At 76.3% G+C, this 20,916-nt stretch carries 22 protein-coding genes; 20 read left to right on the forward strand and 2 right to left on the reverse strand.

The window, feature by feature from the left end:
* Position 1: 1 nt before the first annotated feature.
* From ACI79P_RS17025 to ACI79P_RS17080, 12 genes are all read left to right on the forward strand, one after another.
* Positions 2 to 1,354: a dihydroorotate oxidase gene (locus ACI79P_RS17025; protein ID WP_456582242.1), complete on the forward strand. Its 1,353-nt coding sequence runs from the start codon at positions 2 to 4 to the stop codon at positions 1,352 to 1,354.
* On the forward strand, positions 1,351 to 2,229 hold the full coding sequence (gene pyrF, locus ACI79P_RS17030) for an orotidine-5'-phosphate decarboxylase (protein ID WP_456582243.1): 879 nt from the start codon (positions 1,351 to 1,353) through the stop codon (positions 2,227 to 2,229). The genes ACI79P_RS17025 and pyrF overlap by 4 nt, the downstream gene beginning before the upstream one ends.
* 404 nt (positions 2,230 to 2,633) lie before the next feature.
* Positions 2,634 to 2,990: an integration host factor, actinobacterial type gene (gene mihF, locus ACI79P_RS17035; RefSeq protein ID WP_456582244.1), complete on the forward strand. Its 357-nt coding sequence runs from the start codon at positions 2,634 to 2,636 to the stop codon at positions 2,988 to 2,990.
* A 44-nt stretch (positions 2,991 to 3,034) separates the two neighbouring features.
* Positions 3,035 to 3,634: a guanylate kinase gene (gene gmk / locus ACI79P_RS17040; RefSeq protein WP_456582245.1), complete on the forward strand. Its 600-nt coding sequence runs from the start codon at positions 3,035 to 3,037 to the stop codon at positions 3,632 to 3,634.
* 60 nt (positions 3,635 to 3,694) lie between these two features.
* Complete coding sequence (gene rpoZ, locus ACI79P_RS17045) at positions 3,695 to 3,958, forward strand: DNA-directed RNA polymerase subunit omega (RefSeq protein ID WP_014376157.1); 264 nt, start codon at positions 3,695 to 3,697, stop codon at positions 3,956 to 3,958.
* 151 nt (positions 3,959 to 4,109) lie between these two features.
* Positions 4,110 to 5,336, forward strand: a complete 1,227-nt coding sequence (coaBC, locus tag ACI79P_RS17050) for a bifunctional phosphopantothenoylcysteine decarboxylase/phosphopantothenate--cysteine ligase CoaBC (protein ID WP_456582246.1) — start codon at positions 4,110 to 4,112, stop codon at positions 5,334 to 5,336.
* Between the two features lie 97 nt (positions 5,337 to 5,433).
* Positions 5,434 to 6,627 carry a methionine adenosyltransferase gene (gene metK, locus ACI79P_RS17055; protein WP_456582247.1) on the forward strand — a complete coding sequence of 398 codons (1,194 nt, stop codon included), beginning with the start codon at positions 5,434 to 5,436 and terminating at the stop codon, positions 6,625 to 6,627.
* A 115-nt stretch (positions 6,628 to 6,742) separates the two neighbouring features.
* Positions 6,743 to 8,704 (forward strand): primosomal protein N', encoded by a 1,962-nt coding sequence (locus ACI79P_RS17060; RefSeq protein WP_456582248.1) that lies wholly within the window; start codon positions 6,743 to 6,745, stop codon positions 8,702 to 8,704.
* A gap of 164 nt (positions 8,705 to 8,868) precedes the next feature.
* A complete protein-coding gene (locus tag ACI79P_RS17065; protein WP_456582249.1) occupies positions 8,869 to 9,621 on the forward strand; it encodes an aspartate/glutamate racemase family protein in 753 nt (250 codons plus the stop codon).
* A 30-nt stretch (positions 9,622 to 9,651) separates the two neighbouring features.
* Positions 9,652 to 10,185, forward strand: coding sequence for a peptide deformylase (def, locus tag ACI79P_RS17070; RefSeq protein WP_456582250.1), 534 nt, complete (start codon positions 9,652 to 9,654; stop codon positions 10,183 to 10,185).
* Positions 10,134 to 11,114, forward strand: coding sequence for a methionyl-tRNA formyltransferase (fmt, locus tag ACI79P_RS17075; protein ID WP_456582251.1), 981 nt, complete (start codon positions 10,134 to 10,136; stop codon positions 11,112 to 11,114). Before def ends, fmt begins: the two co-directional genes overlap by 52 nt.
* A complete protein-coding gene (locus ACI79P_RS17080; protein WP_456582252.1) occupies positions 11,111 to 12,496 on the forward strand; it encodes an RsmB/NOP family class I SAM-dependent RNA methyltransferase in 1,386 nt (461 codons plus the stop codon). The genes fmt and ACI79P_RS17080 overlap by 4 nt, the downstream gene beginning before the upstream one ends.
* A 26-nt stretch (positions 12,497 to 12,522) precedes the next feature.
* On the opposite strand, the gene ACI79P_RS17085 is transcribed toward ACI79P_RS17080, so the two are convergent.
* Both ACI79P_RS17085 and ACI79P_RS17090 read right to left on the reverse strand, forming a co-directional pair.
* On the reverse strand, positions 12,523 to 13,155 hold the full coding sequence (locus tag ACI79P_RS17085) for a response regulator (protein WP_456582253.1): 633 nt from the start codon (positions 13,153 to 13,155) through the stop codon (positions 12,523 to 12,525).
* Positions 13,152 to 14,528, reverse strand: a complete 1,377-nt coding sequence (locus ACI79P_RS17090) for a sensor histidine kinase (RefSeq protein ID WP_456582254.1) — start codon at positions 14,526 to 14,528, stop codon at positions 13,152 to 13,154. Before ACI79P_RS17090 ends, ACI79P_RS17085 begins: the two co-directional genes overlap by 4 nt.
* 419 nt (positions 14,529 to 14,947) lie before the next feature.
* Between ACI79P_RS17090 and rpe the strand changes: the two genes are divergently transcribed.
* The 8 genes from rpe to ACI79P_RS17130 all read left to right on the forward strand — a co-directional run bounded on the left by rpe (position 14,948) and on the right by ACI79P_RS17130 (position 20,910).
* The gene (gene rpe / locus ACI79P_RS17095) at positions 14,948 to 15,619 is read left to right on the forward strand and encodes a ribulose-phosphate 3-epimerase (RefSeq protein WP_456582255.1); all 672 of its coding nucleotides are present in this window, start codon (positions 14,948 to 14,950) and stop codon (positions 15,617 to 15,619) included.
* Positions 15,616 to 16,692: a bifunctional diaminohydroxyphosphoribosylaminopyrimidine deaminase/5-amino-6-(5-phosphoribosylamino)uracil reductase RibD gene (gene ribD, locus ACI79P_RS17100; protein WP_456582256.1), complete on the forward strand. Its 1,077-nt coding sequence runs from the start codon at positions 15,616 to 15,618 to the stop codon at positions 16,690 to 16,692. The genes rpe and ribD overlap by 4 nt, the downstream gene beginning before the upstream one ends.
* A gap of 1 nt (position 16,693) precedes the next feature.
* Positions 16,694 to 17,317, forward strand: coding sequence for a riboflavin synthase (locus ACI79P_RS17105; RefSeq protein WP_456582257.1), 624 nt, complete (start codon positions 16,694 to 16,696; stop codon positions 17,315 to 17,317).
* Positions 17,314 to 18,633 (forward strand): bifunctional 3,4-dihydroxy-2-butanone-4-phosphate synthase/GTP cyclohydrolase II, encoded by a 1,320-nt coding sequence (locus tag ACI79P_RS17110; protein ID WP_456582258.1) that lies wholly within the window; start codon positions 17,314 to 17,316, stop codon positions 18,631 to 18,633. Before ACI79P_RS17105 ends, ACI79P_RS17110 begins: the two co-directional genes overlap by 4 nt.
* Complete coding sequence (gene ribH / locus ACI79P_RS17115) at positions 18,630 to 19,157, forward strand: 6,7-dimethyl-8-ribityllumazine synthase (RefSeq protein WP_456582259.1); 528 nt, start codon at positions 18,630 to 18,632, stop codon at positions 19,155 to 19,157. Before ACI79P_RS17110 ends, ribH begins: the two co-directional genes overlap by 4 nt.
* Positions 19,154 to 19,417: a phosphoribosyl-ATP diphosphatase gene (locus ACI79P_RS17120; protein WP_456582260.1), complete on the forward strand. Its 264-nt coding sequence runs from the start codon at positions 19,154 to 19,156 to the stop codon at positions 19,415 to 19,417. Before ribH ends, ACI79P_RS17120 begins: the two co-directional genes overlap by 4 nt.
* 87 nt (positions 19,418 to 19,504) lie before the next feature.
* A complete protein-coding gene (gene hisG, locus ACI79P_RS17125; protein ID WP_456582261.1) occupies positions 19,505 to 20,371 on the forward strand; it encodes an ATP phosphoribosyltransferase in 867 nt (288 codons plus the stop codon).
* Positions 20,371 to 20,910, forward strand: a complete 540-nt coding sequence (locus tag ACI79P_RS17130; protein WP_456582262.1) for an SSI family serine proteinase inhibitor — start codon at positions 20,371 to 20,373, stop codon at positions 20,908 to 20,910. Before hisG ends, ACI79P_RS17130 begins: the two co-directional genes overlap by 1 nt.
* Positions 20,911 to 20,916 lie beyond the last annotated feature (6 nt).

Here is a 20,916-nt window from a genome sequence, read left to right on the forward strand (position 1 = left end):
GGTGCCACCCGGGGCCGTGGCCCGGCTGCGGGACGACCTCGTCGCCCGCGGCCTGGTCGACGGCCTGCCCGCGGCGTTCACCGCGGGGGTCACCCGGTTCGGGCGGCCCCCGCAGGCGGAGCTCGACGCACTGACCGGCGCGGCCGGCGACCTGGCGGCTCGCCTGGCGACCGGAGCCGTCGGCGAGGGAGACCTGCCGCTGCTGACGCGCGTGCTCGTCACCGCCCGGCAGGGCGACCTGCTCGCCGCGCACGGGCTGCCGACTCCGGCCTACGACGTGCTGGGCTCCTTCCGGGAGAACCTGGAGCGGCCGCTGGGCCTGCGGCTGCCCGAGCGGCCGACGGCGGGTGGCCGGCGCTGGCCGCTGCTGGGCCGCACGGTGGGCTTCCCGATCGGGGTCTCCTCGTGCGTCCTCAACGGCAGCGCGGCGTGGGTGCGGCACAACGTCGCCAACGGCTGGAACGTGCTCACCTACAAGACCGTCCGGGGCCGGGCGCACCCGCCGAACGAGGCGCCGAACTGGACGGTCGCCCCGGGGCAGACCGCCAGCCTCCCCCCGGGGGCCGGCGCGGACGTCGTCTCCGATCCGTGGGACTGGGTCGCGCCGGGGTCGGCGGCGGTGAGCAGCGTGAACTCCTTCGGCGTCCCGTCGCCGGAGCCCGGGGAGTGGATGGCGGACCTCGCGCGCGCCGTGGCCGCCGTGGGCGAGGAGCAGGTGCTGCTGGTCAGCGTCATGGGGGAGGGGGACGACCTCGCGGCGGACTTCGCGCGCACCGCGCTGCTGGCGCAGGAGGCCGGTGCGACCGTGGTCGAGCTCAACCTCTCCTGCCCGAACACCCTCGACCGCTCCGCGGCCGGGGTGAAGCCGCCGCTGTGCCTGGACGCCGAAGCCACCGTCGCGGTGGTGGAGGCGGTGCGCCGGGCGCTGGACGACCGCACCGGGCTGGTCGCCAAGCTCTCCTGGCTGGACCCCGATCGGCTCGCCGCCCTGGTCCCGCGATTGGCGCCGCTGGTCGACGGGATCGCCGGGATCAACACCGTGCAGAGCCGTGTGCGGCGCAGCGACGGCACGCCCACCTTCCCCGGGCGGGAGCTGGCCGGGCTGTCGGGGATCGCGGTGCGCGAGTCGGCGCTGGACTTCACCCGGCGGCTGGTCGCCCTCCGGGAGGCGAGCGGGGCCCGCTTCGACGTCCTGGCGATGGGCGGGGTGACCGACCCCGCGTCGTTCGAGGCGCTCATCACCGCCGGGGCGGACGCGGTGCAGACCGCCGCCGGCGCCTTCGCCGATCCCCTCCTGGCCCAGCGCTGCGTCGCCGCGCTGGGGGAGACCCTGCCCCGGGCGGTGGCGCCGTGACCGCGCCGTTCGGGCACCGGCTGGCCGACGCGGTGGCCGACCGCGGGCCGCTGTGCGTCGGCATCGACCCGCACGCCTCCCTCCTCGACGCCTGGGGGCTGCCCGACAGCGCCGACGGGGTGGCCCGGTTCACCGACGCCGTCGTCGACGCGCTCGCCGGCTCGGTCGCCGTCCTCAAGCCGCAGATCGCCTTCTACGAGCGGTTCGGCTCCCGCGGCCTCGCCGTCCTCGAGGTGGCGGTGGCCCGAGCCCGGGCGGCCGGCGCGCTCGTGCTGCTGGACGCCAAGCGCGGCGACATCGGCTCGACGATGGCCGCCTACGCCGATCTGCTCCGCCCGGACCACCCGCTGGCGGTGGACGCGATGACCGTGAGCCCCTACCTGGGCCCCGGCTCGCTGCAGCCGGCGGTGGACAGCGCGCGGCAGCACGGCGGCGGGCTGTTCGTGCTCGCCCGCACCTCCAACCCCGACGCCGCGATCCTCCAGCACGCGCTGGTCGGGGAGCGGTCGGCCGCGCAGGTCGTGGTGGATACCGTGCGCGGCTGGAACACGCCGGGCTGGGTCGTGGGCGATCCGCTGCCCGACCCCGCGGCGGTGCGGGACCTCGCCACCGGGTTCGGCCCCACGACCGGCTCGTTCGGGGTGGTGGTCGGCGCGACGCTGCGCGAGCTCGACGTCGACCTGACCGGTCTGGGCGGTCCGGTGCTCGCACCGGGCCTCGGTGCGCAGGGCGGGACGGTGCGCGACCTGCGCCGGTTGTTCGGCGACCGCGCGGCCGTCGTCCCCACGGTGTCCCGCGACGTGCTGGGCGCCGGCCCCGACCCCGCGGCGCTGCGGGCCGCCGCCGAGCGCTGGGCGGAGGCCCTGGCGACCTGAGCGGGGCGACCGCACCGCGAGGTCGGCGTCCCCACGCGCGTGGCCGTGGCACCCCGGGCCGCCGCCGGTGCCCGCACCGGGCCGCGGACGCCCGCCGGGCGTGTCGTCTCGTCGGCGTGTCGGGGCCGCGCCCACCGCGCTCGCGGGCGGCCGCCGCCACGAAACCGCTCCGTCCGGATGCCGACCCTGACCTGGGGTGATCACACTGGGTGAGGGACAAGGTAGCGAATGCGTGAACACCGGGTCGCCGGGCCGTTCGGTTGATCTCCGAGTCCGTGCGTGACCTGCGGATTTGCCGGGCACCACCACGACCGTGAGGCTCGCAGCGGAGGCGCGGTGCGTCTCCAGGAACCGAACGACCGCCGGTCGGACCTCGGCCGACGACGACACGATTGGGTTGCACCATGCCCCTGCCTGACCTGTCCCCGGAACAGCGGGCCGCCGCCCTCGAGAAGGCGGCCGCCGCCCGCAAGGCGCGCGCCGAGCTGCGCGAGCGACTCAAGAGCAAGGGCGCCACGGTCGGCGACGTCCTCAAGCAGGGCGAGACCGACGAAGTGATCGGCAAGATGCGGGTCTCCGCCGTCCTGGAATCCCTGCCCGGTGTGGGCAAGGCGCGGGCTGCGAAGATCATGGAACGCCTGGAGATCTCCCCGACACGACGCGTGCGGGGTCTGGGCGCCAACCAGCGGCGGGCGCTGGAGGCCGAGTTCGGCGGCGAGAAGGTCGACGCCGAGCAGGTCCCCGCCGACGGCTCCGTCTGAGGAGGGTCGTCGGAACCGCCGACGACCCCGGGCGAGGACGACGAGTGGCTGCAGCGACACCGGCACGGCTGACCGTGCTCTCCGGACCCTCCGGGGTCGGCAAGGGCACCGTGGTCGCCGAGGTCCGGCGGCGGCACCCGGAGGTCTGGGTGTCGGTGTCGGCCACCACTCGTCGCCCCCGGCCCGGCGAGGTCGACGGCGTGCACTACCACTTCGTCGCCGACGCCGAGTTCGACCGGCTGATCGCCACCGACGGGCTGCTGGAGTGGGCCGAGTACGCGGGCAACCGCTACGGCACGCCGCTCGCCCCGGTGCAGGCGCAGCTGGCCACCGGCCGGCCGGCGCTGCTGGAGATCGAGCTGCAGGGCGCCCGGCAGGTCCGGGCCCGCGCGCCGGAGGCCCAACTGGTCTTCCTCGCCCCGCCGTCGTGGGCGGAGCTGGTCAGCCGGCTGGCCGGCCGCGGGTCCGAGCCCGCCGCCGTGCAGGAGCGGCGGCTGGCGATCGCGCAGGCCGAGCTGGACTCCTCCGGCGAGTTCGACGTGGTGGTCGTCAACGACGACGTCGCCCGCGCCGCGGACGAGTTGGTAGGCTTGCTGACTGCGCCCTCGCCCGGACCGGTTCCGGGCGTGAGCGCCCACGAGTGAGCCCGCCGGTTCCGCCGGCCTGCCCGCTCCCACGAAACGATCGAGGAGACCCGTCCGACCGTGTCCGGAGTCGCACCCGCCCCCGAGGGCATCACCAACCCGCCGATCGACGAGCTGCTCGAGCGCACCAGCAGCAAGTACGGCCTGGTGATCTTCGCCGCCAAGCGCGCGCGCCAGATCAACGCCTACTACAGCCAGCTCTCCGAGGGCCTGCTGGAGTACGTCGGCCCGCTGGTCGACACCGCGCCCCAGGAGAAGCCGCTGTCGATCGCGCTGCGCGAGATCAACGAGGGCCTGCTCGCCCACACCGCCGGCGAGAACTAGGAGGACCCCGTCGCCCCCCACGCCTCGCACGCTCGGCGCGGGGCCCTGCGACGGGGCCGACGGCTGGTGACGTGCCCAGCCGTCTCGCTCGTTGTGATGGCGCCCCCGGCAGCTGCCGGGGGCGTCGTCGCGTCTGGGAGAGGATGAGCGCATGAGCCGGGTCGTGCTGGGGGTCAGCGGCGGGGTCGCCGCGTACAAGGCCGCGCTGCTGCTGCGAGCCCTCACCGAGGCCGGGCACGACGTCCGCGTCGTCCCCACCCCGGGGGCGCTGCACTTCGTCGGGGCGGCGACCTTCGAAGCGCTCTCGGGCAACCCCGTCACCACCGACGTGTGGTCCGACGTCCCCGAGGTCGCCCACGTCCGCATCGGCCAGGAGGCGGACCTCGTGGTGGTCGCCCCGGCCACCGCCGACCTGCTGGCCCGTGCCGCCACGGGCCGGGCCGACGACCTGCTCACCGCCACGCTGCTCACCGCGCACTGCCCGGTCGTCTTCGTGCCGGCGATGCACACCGAGATGTGGCTGCACCCGGCCACCCAGGACAACGTCGCGACGCTGCGCCGCCGGGGCGCGATCGTGCTGCCGCCGGCCGTCGGTCGGCTCACCGGGCCCGACTCCGGCCCCGGCCGGCTCCCGGAGCCGGCCGACATCGCCGCGCTGGCGTCGGTGGTCCTCGCCGCGGGCGCCGACGCGCTCGCCCCGGACCTGGCGGGCCGCCGGGTCGTGATCAGCGCCGGCGGCACCAGGGAGCCCCTGGACCCGGTCCGGTACCTGGGCAACCGGTCGTCGGGCAAGCAGGGCTGGGCGCTGGCCCGGGTCGCCGCCGCCCGTGGCGCCGAGGTCGTGCTGGTCGCCGCCAACGTCGAGCTGCCGGCGCCCTTCGGCGTCCGCGTGGTGCCCGTGGGCACCGCCGAGGAGCTGCGGACGGCGATGGTCGCCGAGTCGGCGGCGGCCGATGTGGTGGTCATGAGCGCGGCCGTGGCCGACTTCCGGCCGGCGGACGTCGCCGCCACCAAGCTGAAGAAGGGTTCGGCGAGCGAGCCGGCATCGGTGCCGCTGGTGCGCAACCCCGACGTCCTGGCCGAGCTGGTCACCAAGCGGGTCCCGGGCCAGCTCGTCGTCGGCTTCGCGGCCGAGACCGGCGACGGGGACGGCGACGTGCTCACCCACGCCCGGGCCAAGCTCGCCCGCAAGGGCTGCGACCTCCTCGTCGTGAACGACGTCAGCGCGGGGCAGGTGTTCGGCCGGGCGGAGAACGCCGTCGTCGTGCTGTCGCCGGACGGCGGTAGCACCGAGGTGCCCCGGGGGAGCAAGGACGCCGTCGCCGCCGGCATCTGGTCGGCCGTCACGGCCCGGCTGACCCCGCCCGCGGGGGCCTGACGCACGCCGTCGTGCCCGCCTCCGGGGTGCGCCGGTAACGTGCGCACCCGGTGCTCCGCACCGAGCGACCCCGCCCACCGTCCCCAGGGAGTACCGAGTGCCACGCCGCCTCTTCACGTCCGAGTCGGTGACCGAGGGCCACCCGGACAAGATCGCCGATCAGATCAGCGACTCGATCCTGGACGCGATGCTCACCCAGGACCCGCGCAGCCGGGTCGCCGTCGAGACGATGATCACGACCGGTCAGGTGCACATCGCGGGCGAGGTCACCACGGCCGGCTACGTCGACATCCCGGCGATCGTCCGGGAGACGGTGCTGCGCATCGGCTACGACTCCTCCCGCAAGGGCTTCGACGGCGCCTCCTGCGGCGTCAGCGTCTCCATCGGTGCCCAGTCGCCGGACATCGCGCAGGGCGTCGACACCGGCTACGAGGCGCGGACGGCGGGCACCGCCGACGACGCGATCGAGCGTCAGGGCGCCGGCGACCAGGGCCTGATGTTCGGGTACGCGACCGACGAGACGCCCGAGCTCATGCCGCTGCCCATCGCGCTGGCCCACCGGCTCTCCCGCCGGCTCTCCGCGGTGCGCAAGGACGGCTCGGTGCCCTACCTGCGCCCCGACGGCAAGACCCAGGTCACGGTCGTCTACGAGGACGACCGCCCGGTCGCCGTCGACACCGTCGTCGTCTCCTCGCAGCACGCCGAGGACATCTCCATCGAGACGCTGCTGACCCCGGACATCGAGGAGCTCGTCGTCGAGCCGGAGCTCGCCGCCCTCGGCCTGCCCACGCGCGGGCACCGGCTGCTGGTGAACCCGACCGGGAAGTTCGTCATCGGCGGCCCGATGGGTGACGCCGGCCTCACCGGTCGCAAGATCATCGTCGACACCTACGGCGGCATGGCCCGCCACGGCGGCGGCGCCTTCTCGGGCAAGGACCCGTCGAAGGTCGACCGCTCGGGCGCCTACGCGATGCGCTGGGTGGCCAAGAACGTGGTCGCCGCGGGCCTGGCCCGTCGCTGCGAGGTGCAGGTGGCCTACGCGATCGGCGCCGCCCACCCGGTCGGGCTGTTCGTCGACACCCACGGCACGGGCACCGTCGCCGACGAGGTCCTGGAGAAGGCGATCACCTCGGTGTTCGACCTGCGGCCGGGCGCCATCGTCCGCGACCTGGACCTGCTGCGGCCCATCTACGGCCCCACCGCCGCCTACGGCCACTTCGGTCGGGCGGACCTGGACCTGCCGTGGGAGCGGCTGGACCGGGTCGAGGCGCTCCAGGCCGCCGTCGGCTGAGGAAGGACCCCGCTGCCCCCCGGACCTCGCAGGCTCGGCCCGGGCCCCTGCGCGGGGCCGTTCCAGCACGTCACCCGGGGCCGTTCCGGTCGGTAGCGACGGGGAGACTGAGCACGTGCTGGTCGCCCGGGTCGTCGTGGACGTGCCCCTGGCCCACCTCGACCGCCCGTTCGACTACGCGGTGCCGGAGAAGGACGCCGGCACCGTGCAGCCGGGCTGCCGGGTGCGGGTCCGCTTCCACGGCCGCCTCGTGGACGGCGTGGTGTGGGAGCTCGGCGGGTCCAGCGAGTTCGCCGGGAAGCTCCAGCCGCTCTCCCACGTGCCCTCGGGTGAGCCGGTGCTCACGCCGCAGGTCGCCCGGCTGGTGCGGGCCGTCGCCGACCGGTACGCCGGCACCGCGAGCGACGTGCTGCGGCTGGCGCTCCCGCCGCGCCGGGCCGCCGCGGAGAAGCGCGAGTCGCCCACGCCGGAGACGCTGCCGGAGCCGCCGGACCCCGCCGGGTTCGCCCGGTACCAGGCAGGTCCGGCGCTCCTGGCCGCTCTGGCCGAGGGGCGGCCGGCCCGCGCAGTCTGGACGGCGCTGCCCGGTGAGGACTGGCCGACCCGGCTGGTCGAGCTGTGCCGGGCGGCGCTGTCGGGGCGGCGCGGGGCGCTGGTCGTCGTCCCCGACGGCCGCGACCTCGACCGGCTGACGGCGGCGGCGGAGCGCCTGCTCCCGGAGCACGCGTTCACGGTGCTGCGGGCCGACGACTCGCCGGAGAAGCGCTACCGCCGGTTCCTCGCCGCCTCCCGGGGCGCCGCGCAGGTGGTGCTCGGCACCCGGGCGGCGATGTTCGCGCCCGTCCGCGACCTGGGCCTGGTGGTGGTCTGGGACGACGGCGACGACCTCCACTCCGAGGAACGCGCTCCCTACCCCCACGCCCGCGACGTGCTGGTGCAGCGGGCGTGGCTGGACTCCTGCGCGGCGGTCGTCGCGGGGACCTCGCGGACCGCCGAGGCCGGGCTGCTGGTGGAGTCCGGCTGGGCGAACGAGCTGGTGGCCGACCGGGCGGTGCTGCGCGCGGCCGCGCCCCGGGTGCAGGCGCTGGGCGACGACTTCGAGCTGGCCCGTGACCCTGCCGCCCGCACCGCCCGCCTGCCCTCGCTCGCCTACGAGACGGCGCGCAAAGCGCTGGCCGCCGGCGCGCCCGTGCTCGTCCAGGTGCCGCGCCGCGGGTACGTCCCCTCCCTGGCGTGCGCCCGCTGCCGGGCCCCGGCCCGGTGCGCCCACTGCGCCGGCCCGCTCGGCATCTCCCCACGACCCGGCCCCGGCGGCGCCCGGATCCCGGCCTGCCGCTGGTGCGCCCGGCCGGCCGCCACCTTCGACTGCCCGCACTGCCACGGCACGAAGCTGCGGGCCGCGGTGGTGGGGGAGTCGCGCACCGCGGAGGAGCTCGCGCGAGCCTTCCCGGGCACGACCGTCCGCACCTCCGGCAGCACGTCCGGGGTCCTCGCCACCGTCCCGGCGGGCCCTGCGCTGGTGGTGGCGACGCCCGGTGCCGAGCCGGTGGCCGAGGGCGGCTACGGCGCGGCGCTGCTGCTGGACTCCTGGGCGCTGCTCGGCCGCGCCGACCTGCGCGCCGGTGAGGAGACCCTGCGCCGCTGGGCCAACGCGGCGTCGCTGGTGCGCCCCGCCGCGGCCGGGGGCCAGGTCGTCGTGGCCGCGGATGCCGGGCACCCCGTCGTGCAGGCCCTGGTGCGCTGGGACCCGGCCTGGCTGGCCGAGCGGGAGCTGGCCGACCGCCGGGAGCTGGGGTTCCCGCCGGTGACGCGCATGGCCTCGCTGGTGGGGTCGCCGGCGGCGCTGGGCGAGTTCCTCGCCGCCGCGCGCCTGCCCGCCGACGCCGACCTCCTCGGCCCGGTCCCGGAGCGACCACGGCCCGGCCAGGAGGGCGAGCGGGAGCGGTACCTCGTGCGGGTGCCGCGCACCGAGGGCACGGCGCTCGCGCACGCGCTGGCCGAGGTGCAGGGCGTGCGCAGCGCGAAGAAGGTGCCCGAGCACGTGCGGGTGCAGCTCGACCCGCTGGACCTGGTGTAGGCGTCGCCCAGGAGCGCCGCCGGGCGGCAGCGGGTGCCCGGTGGTGCCGCCTCCCGGACAGTCGCTCTCTGCCCCGCCTGCGCGGGCAGCGGGCGACCGTGCAGGGGAGATCCGGAGGACCGCACCTCTTCGCCGGGCGCCGGCGAGCTGCGACGATGCCGCCGATGAGGACGATCGGGCTGCTGGGCGGGATGAGCTGGGAGAGCAGCGCGCTCTACTACCGGCTGCTCAACGAGGCGGTGCGCGACCGCCTGGGCGGGCTGCACTCGGCGCGCTGCATCCTGCTCTCGGTGGACTTCGCCGGGATCGAGCGCCTGCAGGCGGCCGGCGACTGGGCCGTGGCCAGCAAGCTGCTGGCCGCCGACGCGCGGGCGCTGCAGGCCGCCGGCGCCGACCTGCTCCTCCTGTGCACCAACACCATGCACACCGTCGCGGATGCGGTCGCCGGCGCGGTCGGCATCCCCTTCCTGCACATCGGCGACAGCACCGCCGAGGCGGTGACCGCCGCCGGCCTGACCCGCATCGGCCTGCTCGGCACCGGTTACACGATGGAGCAGCCGTTCCTGGTCGACCGGCTGGCGGCCGCGGGGCTGGAGGTGCTGGTCCCCGAGCGGGCCGACCGGGAGCTCGTGCACCGCGTGATCTATGCGGAGCTGGTGCTCGGGGTGGTGCGGGAGGAGTCGCGCCGGGCCTACCGGGAGGTGGTGGACCGGCTCGTGGCCCGCGGCGCCCAGGGGGTCGTGCTCGGCTGCACGGAGATCGAGCTGCTGATCGGCCCGGGCGACCTGCCCGTCCCCGCCTTCCCGACGACGGCGCTGCACGTCGACGCCGCCGTCCGGGCCGCGCTGGAAGAAGGACCCCGCTGCCCCCCACCGCTCGCGAGCTCGCGGCGGGACCCTGCAGCGGGGCCGCTCTAGCACCTCACCAGCCCCGCATACGATCGCCCGGTGAGCGTCACCCCCATCCGGCTGTTCGGCGACCCGGTGCTCCACCGGCCCGCGAGCCCGGTCGTCGACTTCGACGCCGAGCTCCGGCAGCTCGTCGCCGACCTCACCGACACCATGCAGGCCGCCGGCGGCGCGGGCCTGGCCGCTCCGCAGATCGGCGTGGGCCTGCGGGTCTTCACCTGGTACGTCGACGGCGAGGTCGGCCACCTGGTCAACCCCGACGTCGCCGCCGTGGGGGAGGAGGTGCAGGACGGCCCCGAGGGCTGCCTGTCGATCCCCGACCTGCGCTACGACTGCCGCCGTTCCCTGCACGTGGTCGCCACCGGCTGGAACATGCACGGCGACCCGGTGCGGGTCGAGGGCTCCGAGCTCCTGGCCCGCGCGATCCAGCACGAGACCGACCACCTCGACGGCGTCCTGTTCGTCGACCGGCTCGCCGACGTCGACCGCGCCGCGGCGCTCGCCGAGATCCAGGCCGCCGAGTGGCAGGGCCACGGCAGCTACCTCCCCGTCGTGAAGGTGAGCCCGCACTGAAGCTCCTGTTCGCCGGCACCCCGGCACCGGCCGTCCCGTCCCTGGACGCGCTGCTCGACTCCGACCACGAGGTGCACGCCGTCCTCACCCGGCCGGACGCCCGCTCCGGGCGGGGCCGGAAGGTGAGCCGTTCCCCGGTCGCCGAGCGGGCGGACGCCGCCGGCATCCCGGTGCTCCAGCCCCGCAGCCCACGCGACCCCGAGTTCCTCGAGCAGCTCGCGGCGCTGGACGTCGACTGCGTGCCCGTCGTCGCCTACGGCGCCCTGGTGCCGCAGGCGGCGCTGGACGTGCCGCGCCACGGCTGGGTCAACCTGCACTTCTCCCTGCTGCCCGCCTGGCGGGGCGCCGCCCCGGTGCAGCACGCGATCATGGCCGGCGACGAGATCACCGGCGCCTCGACCTTCCTCCTCGAGGCGGGGCTGGACACCGGCCCGGTGTACGGCACCGTCACCGAGGAGATCCGCCCGCGGGACACCGCCGGCGACCTGCTGGAGCGGCTCGCCGTCAGCGGCGCGCAGCTGCTGCGGGCCACCCTGGACGGCATCGCCGCGGGCGCCCTGGAGCCGCAGCCGCAGCCGGCCGAGGGCATCAGCCTCGCCCCCAAGGTCGAGACGGCGGACGCCCGCGTCGACTGGGCGCTGCCCGCGCACCTGGTGGACCGGCGGATCCGCGGGGTCTCCCCGGCCCCCGGCGCGTGGACGACCTGGCGGGGTGAGCGGATGCGGCTCGGCCCCGTCCACCCGGTGCCCGACGGACCCGCCCTCGGGCCGGGAGAGCTGCTCGTCGACGCCGGGACCGTGCTCGTGGGGACCGGCAGCGGCGCCGTCCGGCTGGACCAGGTCCAGCCGGCCGGCAAGCGGATGCTCCCGGTGGCCGACTGGGCGCGCGGCGCCCGGCCGGCGCCCGGCGAACGGCTGGGCGGGGAGTGACCCGCCCCGGCCGGGGCGGTGGCCAGGGACGGCGCCGCCACCCCGCCTCGCGGCGCCCGGTGCTCGACGGCGCCCGGCTGACCGCCTACGACGTCCTCGACGCCGTCTCCTCCCGCGACGCGTTCGCCAACCTGCTGCTGCCCCAGCTGCTGCGCGAGCGCCGGCTGGACCCCCGGGACGCCGGCTTCGCGACCCAGCTGGCCTACGGCGCGCTGCGCGCGCAGGGCACGCTCGACGCGATCCTCACCGGGCTCGTCTCCCGCCCGCTGGCCGAGCTGGACCCGCGGGTGCTCGACCTGCTGCGGCTGGGCGCCTACCAGATCGTCGACCTGCGGGTGCCCGCGCACGCCGCCGTGGACACGACGGTGGACCTGACCCGGGCGATCGTCGGCCCCGGCGCCTCCGGGCTGGTCAACGCGGTGCTGCGCAAGGTCGCGGCCGGGGGTGACCGCGCCGCCTGGCTGGCCGCGCTGGGCGCCGAGGGCGACGAGCGGCTGGCGCTGGCGACCGACCACCCCCGCTGGGTCGTCGAGGCCTGGCGGGACGCGTTGGGCGGCGACGCAGAGCTGGAGCCTGCGCTGCTGGCCGACGGCGCCGCCCCCGAGGTGCACCTGGTCGCCCGCCGGATGGAGCGGGACGCCCTCGCCGAGGAGTCCGGCGGCGAGCCCGGGCCGTGGTCGCCCTTCGCGGTGCGGCTCGGCGGCGGGGACCCCGGCCGGCTGGCGTCGGTGCGCTCGGGGCTCGCGGCGGTGCAGGACGAGGGCAGCCAGCTCGCCGCCCTGCTGCTCACCCGAGCCCCGCTGGAGGGCCGGGACGAGGCGTGGCTGGACATGTGCGCCGGGCCCGGCGGCAAGGCCGGGCTGCTCGCCGCCACCCGGCCGGCCGGGGTGCGGCTGACCGCAGCCGACCGGGCTCCGCACCGCGCCGAGCTGGTCCGCCAGGCGCTGCGGGACGAGGCCGACGTCGAGGTGCTGGCCGCCGACGGGCGCGAACCGCCGTGGGCGCCGGGGACCTTCGACCGGGTCCTGCTGGACGCGCCGTGCACCGGGCTCGGGGCGCTGCGCCGTCGTCCGGAGGTCCGCTGGCGGCGCACGCCGGAGGACGTCCCGGGGCTGGTCGAGCTGCAGACCGAGCTGCTCGCCGCCGCGCTGGCCTCGGTGCGCCCCGGTGGGGTGCTCGCCTACGTCACCTGCTCGCCGCACACCGACGAGACCGTGGCCGTCGTCGACACCGCCGCCGCCCGGGACGACGTCGAGGTCCTGCCGGTGGCGCCGCTGTTCCCCGAGGTGCCGGGCATCGCCCGCGGTGACCACGCGCAGCTGTGGCCGCACCGGCACGGCACCGACGCGATGTTCATGGCGCTGCTCCGCCGCACCCGCTGAGGCCCCGCCGTCGGCCGGGGCGGTGGTCAGGTGCGGTCCGCCACCGGGCGGTGGCGCTCCGCCCACAGGGCCGCCTGCGTCCGGTCGGCGACCCCCAGCCGCTGGAGGATGTGGGTGACGTGGGCCTTGACGGTCCGCTCGCTGATGCCGAGCCGTCGCGCGATGGCCTTGTTGGGCTGCCCCTGGCGGATCTGCTCGAGGACCTCGCGTTCGCGCTCGGTCAGGGGGTCGGCCTGGGTGCGGCCGCGCAGCTCGAACAGCAGCGACCGGGCCACCGTGGCGTCCACCGGCGCCCCGCCGCGCGCCACCGCACGCACCCCCTCGATGACCTGCTCGGCCTCGCTCTGCTTCAACAGGTAGCCGTCGGCTCCCGCGTGGACCGCCTCCAGCACGAGATCGGCGTCGCCGAACGACGTGAGCACCAGGATGCGGACCGGGTCGCCGGCCGCCCGCAGCGCCCGGATCATCCCGACGCCGTCCATCACGGGCATCGAGAGGTCGAGCAGGACGACGTCCGGCCGGAGGGCCGCCACGGCCGCCAGCCCGGCCCGGCCGTCGGCCTCCGTGCCGACGCACACGATGTCCCCGGCGGCCGCCAGCAGGTGGGACAGCCCCGTCCGGACGATCGAGTGGTCGTCGACCACCAGGACCCGGATCACGACGAGGCCGCGGCCGGCACGGAGGTGTCGCCCACCGGCGGGGCGGCGGGCCCCAGGGGGAGGGTGGCGGTCAGCCGGGTGCCCATGCCGGGACTGCTGGCCGCGGCCAGCGAGCCGCCGAACTCGCCGATCAGGTCCGAGAGGGCGCGCAGGCCCAGGTGACCCTCGGCGCTGCGCTCGGCCAGCCGGGCGTCGTCGAAACCGACCCCGTCGTCGGCGACGACGAGGGTGACGACGTCGTCGTGGCGGGTCAGGGTGATCCGGACGGCGCTGGCCCCGCTGTGACGGGACACGTTGCGCACCGCTTCCAGGGCGAAGCGGTACAGCAGCGCGGCGGCGGGGCGGGGCAGGTGATCGGCCTCCTCCGCGTCGAGGGCGACCTGGCAGCCCCTGCGCTCCAGCCCCGAGGCCAGCATGTGGAGCGCCGGGCCCAGCCCGGCCGCGGGCAGCGGCGGAGGGCTCAGGTCCACGAGCAGCCGGCGGAGCTCGGAGACGCACCGCCGGAGCCCGCTGGCCGTTCCGGCGATGAGCGCGCCGGTCCCGGGGTCCGCGGAGCCGCTGAGCCGTGCGGCGTCCAGGTCGTAGGTGAGCCCGGTGAGGTCCTGCACGACGCCGTCGTGGACGTCGTGGGCGATGCGCCTCCGCTCGGCCTGGGAGGCGTCGACCGCGGCCTGGAGCAGGGAGGCCTCTCCCTCCTGGCTCCGCCGCAGGCGCCGGGCCAGCCCCCAGGCCAGCGGGATCTGCAGCAGCTCCAGGACGAGCAGCGCGCCCAGCCCTGCCGGGGCGAATCGCCGCCAGGCCTGCGCGGCGGCCTCGGCGACCCCGTCGTAGGACTGGTAGACCTCGACGACCAGCGGCCGCCCGGCGGTGTCGCGGACGCCGACGTAGGCCTCGAGCAGCGCGCCGTGCCCCCGCTCGTACCTGTTCTCCGGCTCCGTCAGGTCGCTCACGTGCGAGATGACGACGTCCCCGGAGAGGACCGCGCGCTCCTCGTCGTCCAGCGGGAAGGACCGCCCGACCAGCCGGGGCTCGTCCGACCAGACCAGCCTGCCGTCGGCCGCCCAGACCTTCACCCGCACGACGGGTCCGGACTCGAGGACCCGGCGCACGGCCTCGTCCAGCGCCGCGACCGCCCGGGGTTCGCCCGCGGCGACCTCGGGGGTCAGGAGCGGCTCCACGACCCCTCCGGCCACGACCCGGGCGATGCGCTCGGCGGAGCGGGTCGCCTCCTGCTCGCCGGCGCGCTGGGCGAGGACGCCGGTGACCCCGATGAGCGCGGCCGTCACCAGCAGCCCGGCGAGGGTGAACCGGGTGACGGAGCCGGCGACCGAGACCCGGCGTCGGGTCCCGGAGCGGCGGCGTCTGGGGGACACGGGGCGCAGCGTAGGGGCGGACGGGCTGGTGGAGGCCGGTGTCCGGTCCGGACCCCCAGATTCGGGTGGGCCGCCGGTACTAGCCCCAACGTCCACTGGAGACCGCGACCCTGTGTGGCGGAACCTGCTCACCATGCGAGGACACGGCGCGCCTCCCGGACCCCGGGGTCGGCGACCGGTGCTGCCGTTCTGCTCCCGCTCGCGCCCACGCCCGACCAGGCGCTGAGCGGCCCCAGGCGAAGCGTCCCCCCGGTCGGCCCCCAGCACCGGCCGGGGGGGCGCTTCCTACCCCCTCGAGGAGCACCCGCTGCCCGTGCGGACGGGTCCGGAGGACGGCGGTCGGGCCCGGGCCGGCCGCGTGGCGGCCACCCGGCGGACGGGTCGGGTTCCCCACCCACCGCCACCTAGACTCGGCGGACGTGTCCCGGGAACCGTTGATCGCGCCCAGCCTGCTCTCCGCGGACTTCGCCCGGCTGGCCGACGAGGTGGCGCGCGTGGCCGACGCCGACTGGCTGCACGTCGACGTCATGGACGCCCACTTCGTGCCCAACCTGACCCTGGGCCTGCCGGTGGTGGAGGCGATCCAGAAGGTCAGCCCCGTGCCCCTGGACTGCCACCTCATGATCGAGGACCCGGAGCGCTGGGCGCCGGGCTACGCCGAGGCCGGGGCGCGCAACGTCACGGTGCACGCCGAGGCCTGCACCGACCCCCGGGCGGTCGCGCGCGACCTGCGTGCCGCCGGTGCCCTCGCGGGCCTGGCGATCAAGCCGGGCACGCCGCTGGAGGACCACCTCGACGTCCTCGCGGACTTCGACACCCTGCTGGTGATGAGCGTCGAGCCGGGCTTCGGCGGCCAGTCCTTCATCGCCGACGTGCTGCCCAAGGTGCGCCGCGCCCGGGAACTGGTGGACGCCGGGGAGCTCCGGCTGCTGGTCGAGATCGACGGCGGCATCAACGCCGACACCATCGAGCAGGCGGCCGAGGCCGGCGTCGACATGTTCGTCGCGGGCTCGGCCGTCTACGGCGCCGACGACCCGGCGAAGGCGATCGCCGCCCTGCGCGCGCAGGCCGCCGCGGCGATGCGCGGGTGAGCCTCTCCCCGGCCGAGCGATCCGCGATGGCGCGGGCGCGGGAGCTCGGCGCGTCCGTGCTCGGGACGACGAGCCCCAACCCCGCGGTGGGCGCCGTCGTCCTCGCCGCCGACGGCACCGTGGCCGGTGAGGGCGCCACCGCCCCGCCCGGTGGCCCGCACGCGGAGGTCCTGGCGCTGGCGCAGGCCGGCGAGCGGGCCCACGGGGGCACCGCCGTCGTCACCCTGGAGCCGTGCGCGCACACCGGGCGCACCGGCCCGTGCGCCGACGCGCTGCTGGCCGCCGGCGTGTCCCGGGTCGTCGTCGCCGTGCCCGAGCCGACGGAGCTCGCCGGCGGGGGAGCGGAGCGCCTGCGGGCGGCCGGCGTCGACGTCGTCCTGGGCGTGGAGCAGGAGGCCGCCGAGCGCGGCGCGCTGGCCGGCTGGCTGACCGGCGTCCGCGAGCACCGCCCCTACGTCCTCTGGAAGGTGGCGGCCACGCTCGACGGCCGCGTCGCCGCGGCCGACGGCAGCAGCCGCTGGGTGACCGGACCCCAGGCCCGCGCCGAGGTGCACCGGCTGCGGGCCGGCTGCGACGCCGTCGTGGTGGGGTCGGGCACCGCGCTCACCGACGACCCGCAGCTCACCGTCCGCGACGCCGACGGCCGGGACGCGGCGCGTCAGCCGCTGCGGGTGGTCGTCGACCGCCGGGACCGGCTGCCGGCCACCGCCCGGGTGCTGGACGACGCCGCCCCGACCCTGGTGAGCCGGGCCGCCGCGCCGGCCGACCTGCTGGCCGAGCTCTTCGTCCGCGGCGTGCGGCGGGTGCTGCTCGAGGGCGGGCCCACCCTCGCCGCGGCCTTCCTGCGCGCCGGGGTCGTCGACGAGGTCGTCGTCCACCTCGCGCCCAAGCTCCTGGGCGCCGGGCCCTCCCTGGTGGGGGACGTGGGAATTCCCGGGATCGGCTCGGCGCTGACCTTCTCGGTCGCCGACCTCACCCCCCTGGGCGGGGACGTGCAGATCCGGTTGCACCCCACCCGGCACACTGGTGGGGCCACCCGCACCGGCGGGGACGGCGGAGACGGAGGGAGCTGAGGTGTTCACCGGCATCGTCGAAGAGGTGGGCACCCTGGCCGCTCGCGAGGACCAGGGCGACTCCGCCGTCCTGAGCATCCGCGCCCGCACCGTCCTGACCGACGTCTCCCTGGGCGACTCCATCTCCGTGAACGGCGTCTGCCTCACCGTCACCGGCGTGCAGCCCGGTGCGGACGGCGCCGGCATCTGGACCACCGACGTCATGGCCGAGACGTTGCGCCGCAGCAGCCTCGGCGCCGTGACCGACGGCGCGCCGGTCAACCTCGAGCGCGCCGTCGCCCCGCACACCCGCCTGGGCGGGCACATCGTGCAGGGCCACGTCGACGGCGTCGGCCGGATCGCGTCGCGCACCCCCGGCGAGCACTGGGAGGTCGTGCGGATCGCGCTCCCGGCCGACCTCGCGCGCTACGTCGTCGAGAAGGGCTCCATCGCCGTCGACGGCGTCTCGCTGACCGTGAGCGCGGTCAGCGACGTCGCCGACCCCGAGCCCTGGTTCGAGGTCGGCCTCATCCCCACCACCCTCCGCGAGACCACGCTCGGCGCGCGCGCCCCGGGGGAGCCCGTCAACCTGGAGGTCGACGTGATCGCCAAGTACGTGGAACGTCTGCTGGGAGCACGCGCATGACCGAGCCGCGCACCCGGCTGGACTCCATCGAGAGCGCCATCGCCGCGATCAAGGACGGCCGCCCGGTCGTCGTCGTCGACGACGAGGACCGCGAGAACGAGGGCGACCTCATCTTCGCCGCCGAGCTCGCCACCCCGGAGCTCGTCGCGTTCATGGTCCGCTACACCTCCGGCTACGTCTGCGTCGCCGTCACCGAGGCCGACGCCGACCGGCTGGACCTGCCCCCCATGCACCGGGTGAACCAGGACCGCCTCGGCACCGCCTACACGGTCACCGTCGACGCCCGCGAGGGCGTCACCACCGGCATCTCCGCCGCCGACCGGGCGCACACCATCCGCACCCTCGCCGCCGCGGACACCTCCTCGGCCGACCTGGCCCGCCCCGGCCACGTCGTGCCGCTGCGCGCCCGGGACGGCGGCGTGCTGCGCCGCCCGGGCCACACCGAGGCCGCCGTCGACCTCGCGCTGCTCGCGGGCCTGCGGCCGTCGGGCGTGCTCTGCGAGATCGTCAGCGAGAAGGACCCCGTCGGCATGGCGCGCGGCGAGGAGCTGCGGGCCTTCGCCGACGAGCACGACCTGGTGATGATCTCCATCGCCGACCTGATCGCCTACCGCAAGCGCTTCGACAAGCTGGTCGAGCGGGTGGCCGAGGCGATCGTCCCGCTGGCCCCGGGCACCTTCACCGCCGTCGGCTACCGCAGCTCCTACGACGAGCGCGAGCACGTCGCCTTCGTCTACGGCGACATCGGCGACGGCGAGGACGTGCTGGTCCGGGTGCACTCCGAGTGCCTGACCGGCGACGTCTTCGGCTCGCTGCGCTGCGACTGCGGGCCGCAGCTGCAGGCGGCGCTGGCCGCCGTCGCCCAGGAGGGCCGCGGGATCGTGCTCTACATCCGCGGGCACGAGGGCCGGGGCATCGGGCTGCTGCACAAGCTGCAGGCCTACCAGCTGCAGGACATGGGCGCCGACACCGTCGACGCCAACCTCGACCTCGGGCTGCCCGCCGACGCCCGCGACTACGGCACCGGCGCGCAGATCCTCGTCGACCTCGGCGTGCGGACCATGCGGCTGCTCACCAACAACCCGGCCAAGCGCGCCGGGCTCGAGGGCTACGGGCTGCGGGTGCTCGGCCGGGTCTCGCTGCCCAGCCACGTCACCGCGGAGAACCTCGGCTACCTGCGCACCAAGCGCGACCGCATGGGCCACCTGCTCGACATCATCGAGCCGGAGACGGAGTCCGGTCCGGCCGACGCCCCGGGCGCCACGACGGTGCCGGGCACCGACGTGCCCCTCGGCCAGGACGAGCAGCCGACGTGAGCGGCACGGGAGCACCGCAGGCGGCCCCGGTCGACGCCACCGGGCTGACCCTCGGCATCGTCGCCACCACCTGGCACGCGGAGATCACCGGCGCGCTGCTGGACCGCGCGATCGCCGCCGCCCGGGCCTGCGGCATCGCGGCCCCGACCGTGGTCCGCGTGCCGGGCGCGGTGGAGCTGCCGGTCGTCGCGCAGGCCCTCGCCGAGCGGCACGACGCGGTCGTCGCGCTCGGCGTCGTGGTGCGCGGCGGGACCCCGCACTTCGAGTACGTCTGCGACTCGTTCACCGCCGGGCTGACCCGCGTGGCCCTGGACGCCGGCAAGCCGGTGGGCAACGGCGTCCTCACCACGAACGACGAGCAGCAGGCGCGCGACCGGGCCGGGCTGCCGGGCTCGGCCGAGGACAAGGGCTGGGAGGCCACCCTCGCCGCGCTGCAGACCGCGCTCGTGCTCCGCGAGCTGCGCAGCCCCCAGCGGCAGACCGGGTTCTCCGCCGTCCCCGCCGGCAAGGAGGCCCGCTCGTGAAGACCTTCGACAGCCTCTTCGCCGAGCTCACCGCCAAGGTGGCCGCCGGAGACCCCGCCTCGGGCACCGTCGCGGCGGTGCGGGACGGGGTGCACGCGGCCGGCAAGAAGGTCGTGGAGGAGGCCGCCGAGTCCTGGATGGCGGCCGAGCACGAGGGCGAGGAGCGCACCGCCGAGGAGATCAGCCAGCTCCTCTACCGGGTGCAGGTCCTCATGCTGGCCCGGGGTCTCACGCTCGACGACGTCTACTCTCACCTCTGAAAGGACCCCGCTGCCCCCACCGCTCGCTGCGCTTGCGGCGGGGCCCTGCAGCGGGGCCGTTCCATCACGTCACCTAGGAGACCTCGAGTGCTGCGCGTGGCTGTGCCGAACAAGGGTGTGCTGAGCGAGCCGGCGGCGGAGATGCTCGCCGAGAGCGGCTACCGCCAGCGGCGCAGCGCCAAGGACCTCGCCGTCTACGACCCCGACAACGACACCGAGTTCTTCTACCTGCGCCCGCGCGACATCGCCGTCTACGTCGCCGCCGGCACGCTGGACGTCGGCATCACCGGCCGCGACATGCTGCTGGAGACCGCCCCGGCCGACGGCGAGGGGCCGAGCGCGGTCGAGGTCATGCCGCTGGGCTTCGGCCGCTCCTCCTTCCGGTTCGCCACCCCGGTGGAGTCGGAGATCCAGCAGGTCGAGCAGCTCGCCGGCAAGCGGATCGCCACCGCCTACCCCGTGCTCCTGCGGCGCTACCTGGACGAGCAGGGCCTCAAGGCCGACGTCGTGAAGCTCGACGGCGCGGTGGAGACCGCGTGCCGGCTGGGCGTCGCGGACGCCGTGTGCGACGTGGTGGAGACCGGGACGACGCTGCGCGCGGCGGGGCTGCACATCATCGGGGAGCCGGTGCTCGGCAGCGAGGCCATCCTCGTGCGGCGCGAGGGCGCCGAGGAGATCCCGGCCGTGGCGCAGCTGCGCCGGCGGCTGCGCGGCGTGCTGGTCGCCCGGCAGTACGTGATGCTCGACTACGACTGCCCCAACGAGCTGCTGGACCGCGCCACCGCCGTCACCCCCGGCATCGAGGGGCCCACCGTCAGCCCCCTGCAGACGCCGGGCTGGTCGGCGGTGCGGGCCATGATCGCCCGCACGGAGACCAACCGGGTGATGGACGAGCTCTGGGAGCTCGGGGCCCGTGCCATCCTCGTGACGAGCATCCACGCCTCGCGCATCTGATGAAGCACCCCGTCCTCCTCACCGCTCGCACGCTCGCGGCGAGCCTCTGGACGGGGACACGGGAGCCCCACGCGTCCCGCGCGCTCGCCGCGCTGCTGCTCCTGGTCGCGGCGCTGGCACTCGGCGCCTGCGCCTCGGCCCGGAACGGGTCCGCCGGGAGCGGTGACGGTGACGGCGGCGCGACCGGCGTCTCCCAGGCCGCGGACGACCTCGTGGTCGAGGTCGACCGCGGGGACGGGTCGCCTCCGGAGACCTGGACGCTGACCTGCGGCCCCTCCGTCGGCGGCACGCACCCCCGGGCCGAAGCGGCCTGCGCGCACCTGGACGAGATGTCCGAGCCGTTCGCGCCGCTGCCGGACGACCTGGTCTGCACCGAGCAGTACGGCGGACCGCAGACCGCCGACGTCACCGGCCGCTGGCGCGGGGAACCGGTCGACCTGCAGCTGTCCCGGGTGGACGGCTGCCGGATCTCGCAGTGGGACTCGCTGGGCCCCCTCCTGCCCGTGCCGGTGGGGGAGGGGACCCTGCCGGTCGCCTGACGGCGA

Source organism: Blastococcus sp. SYSU DS0510, assembly GCF_054050835.1.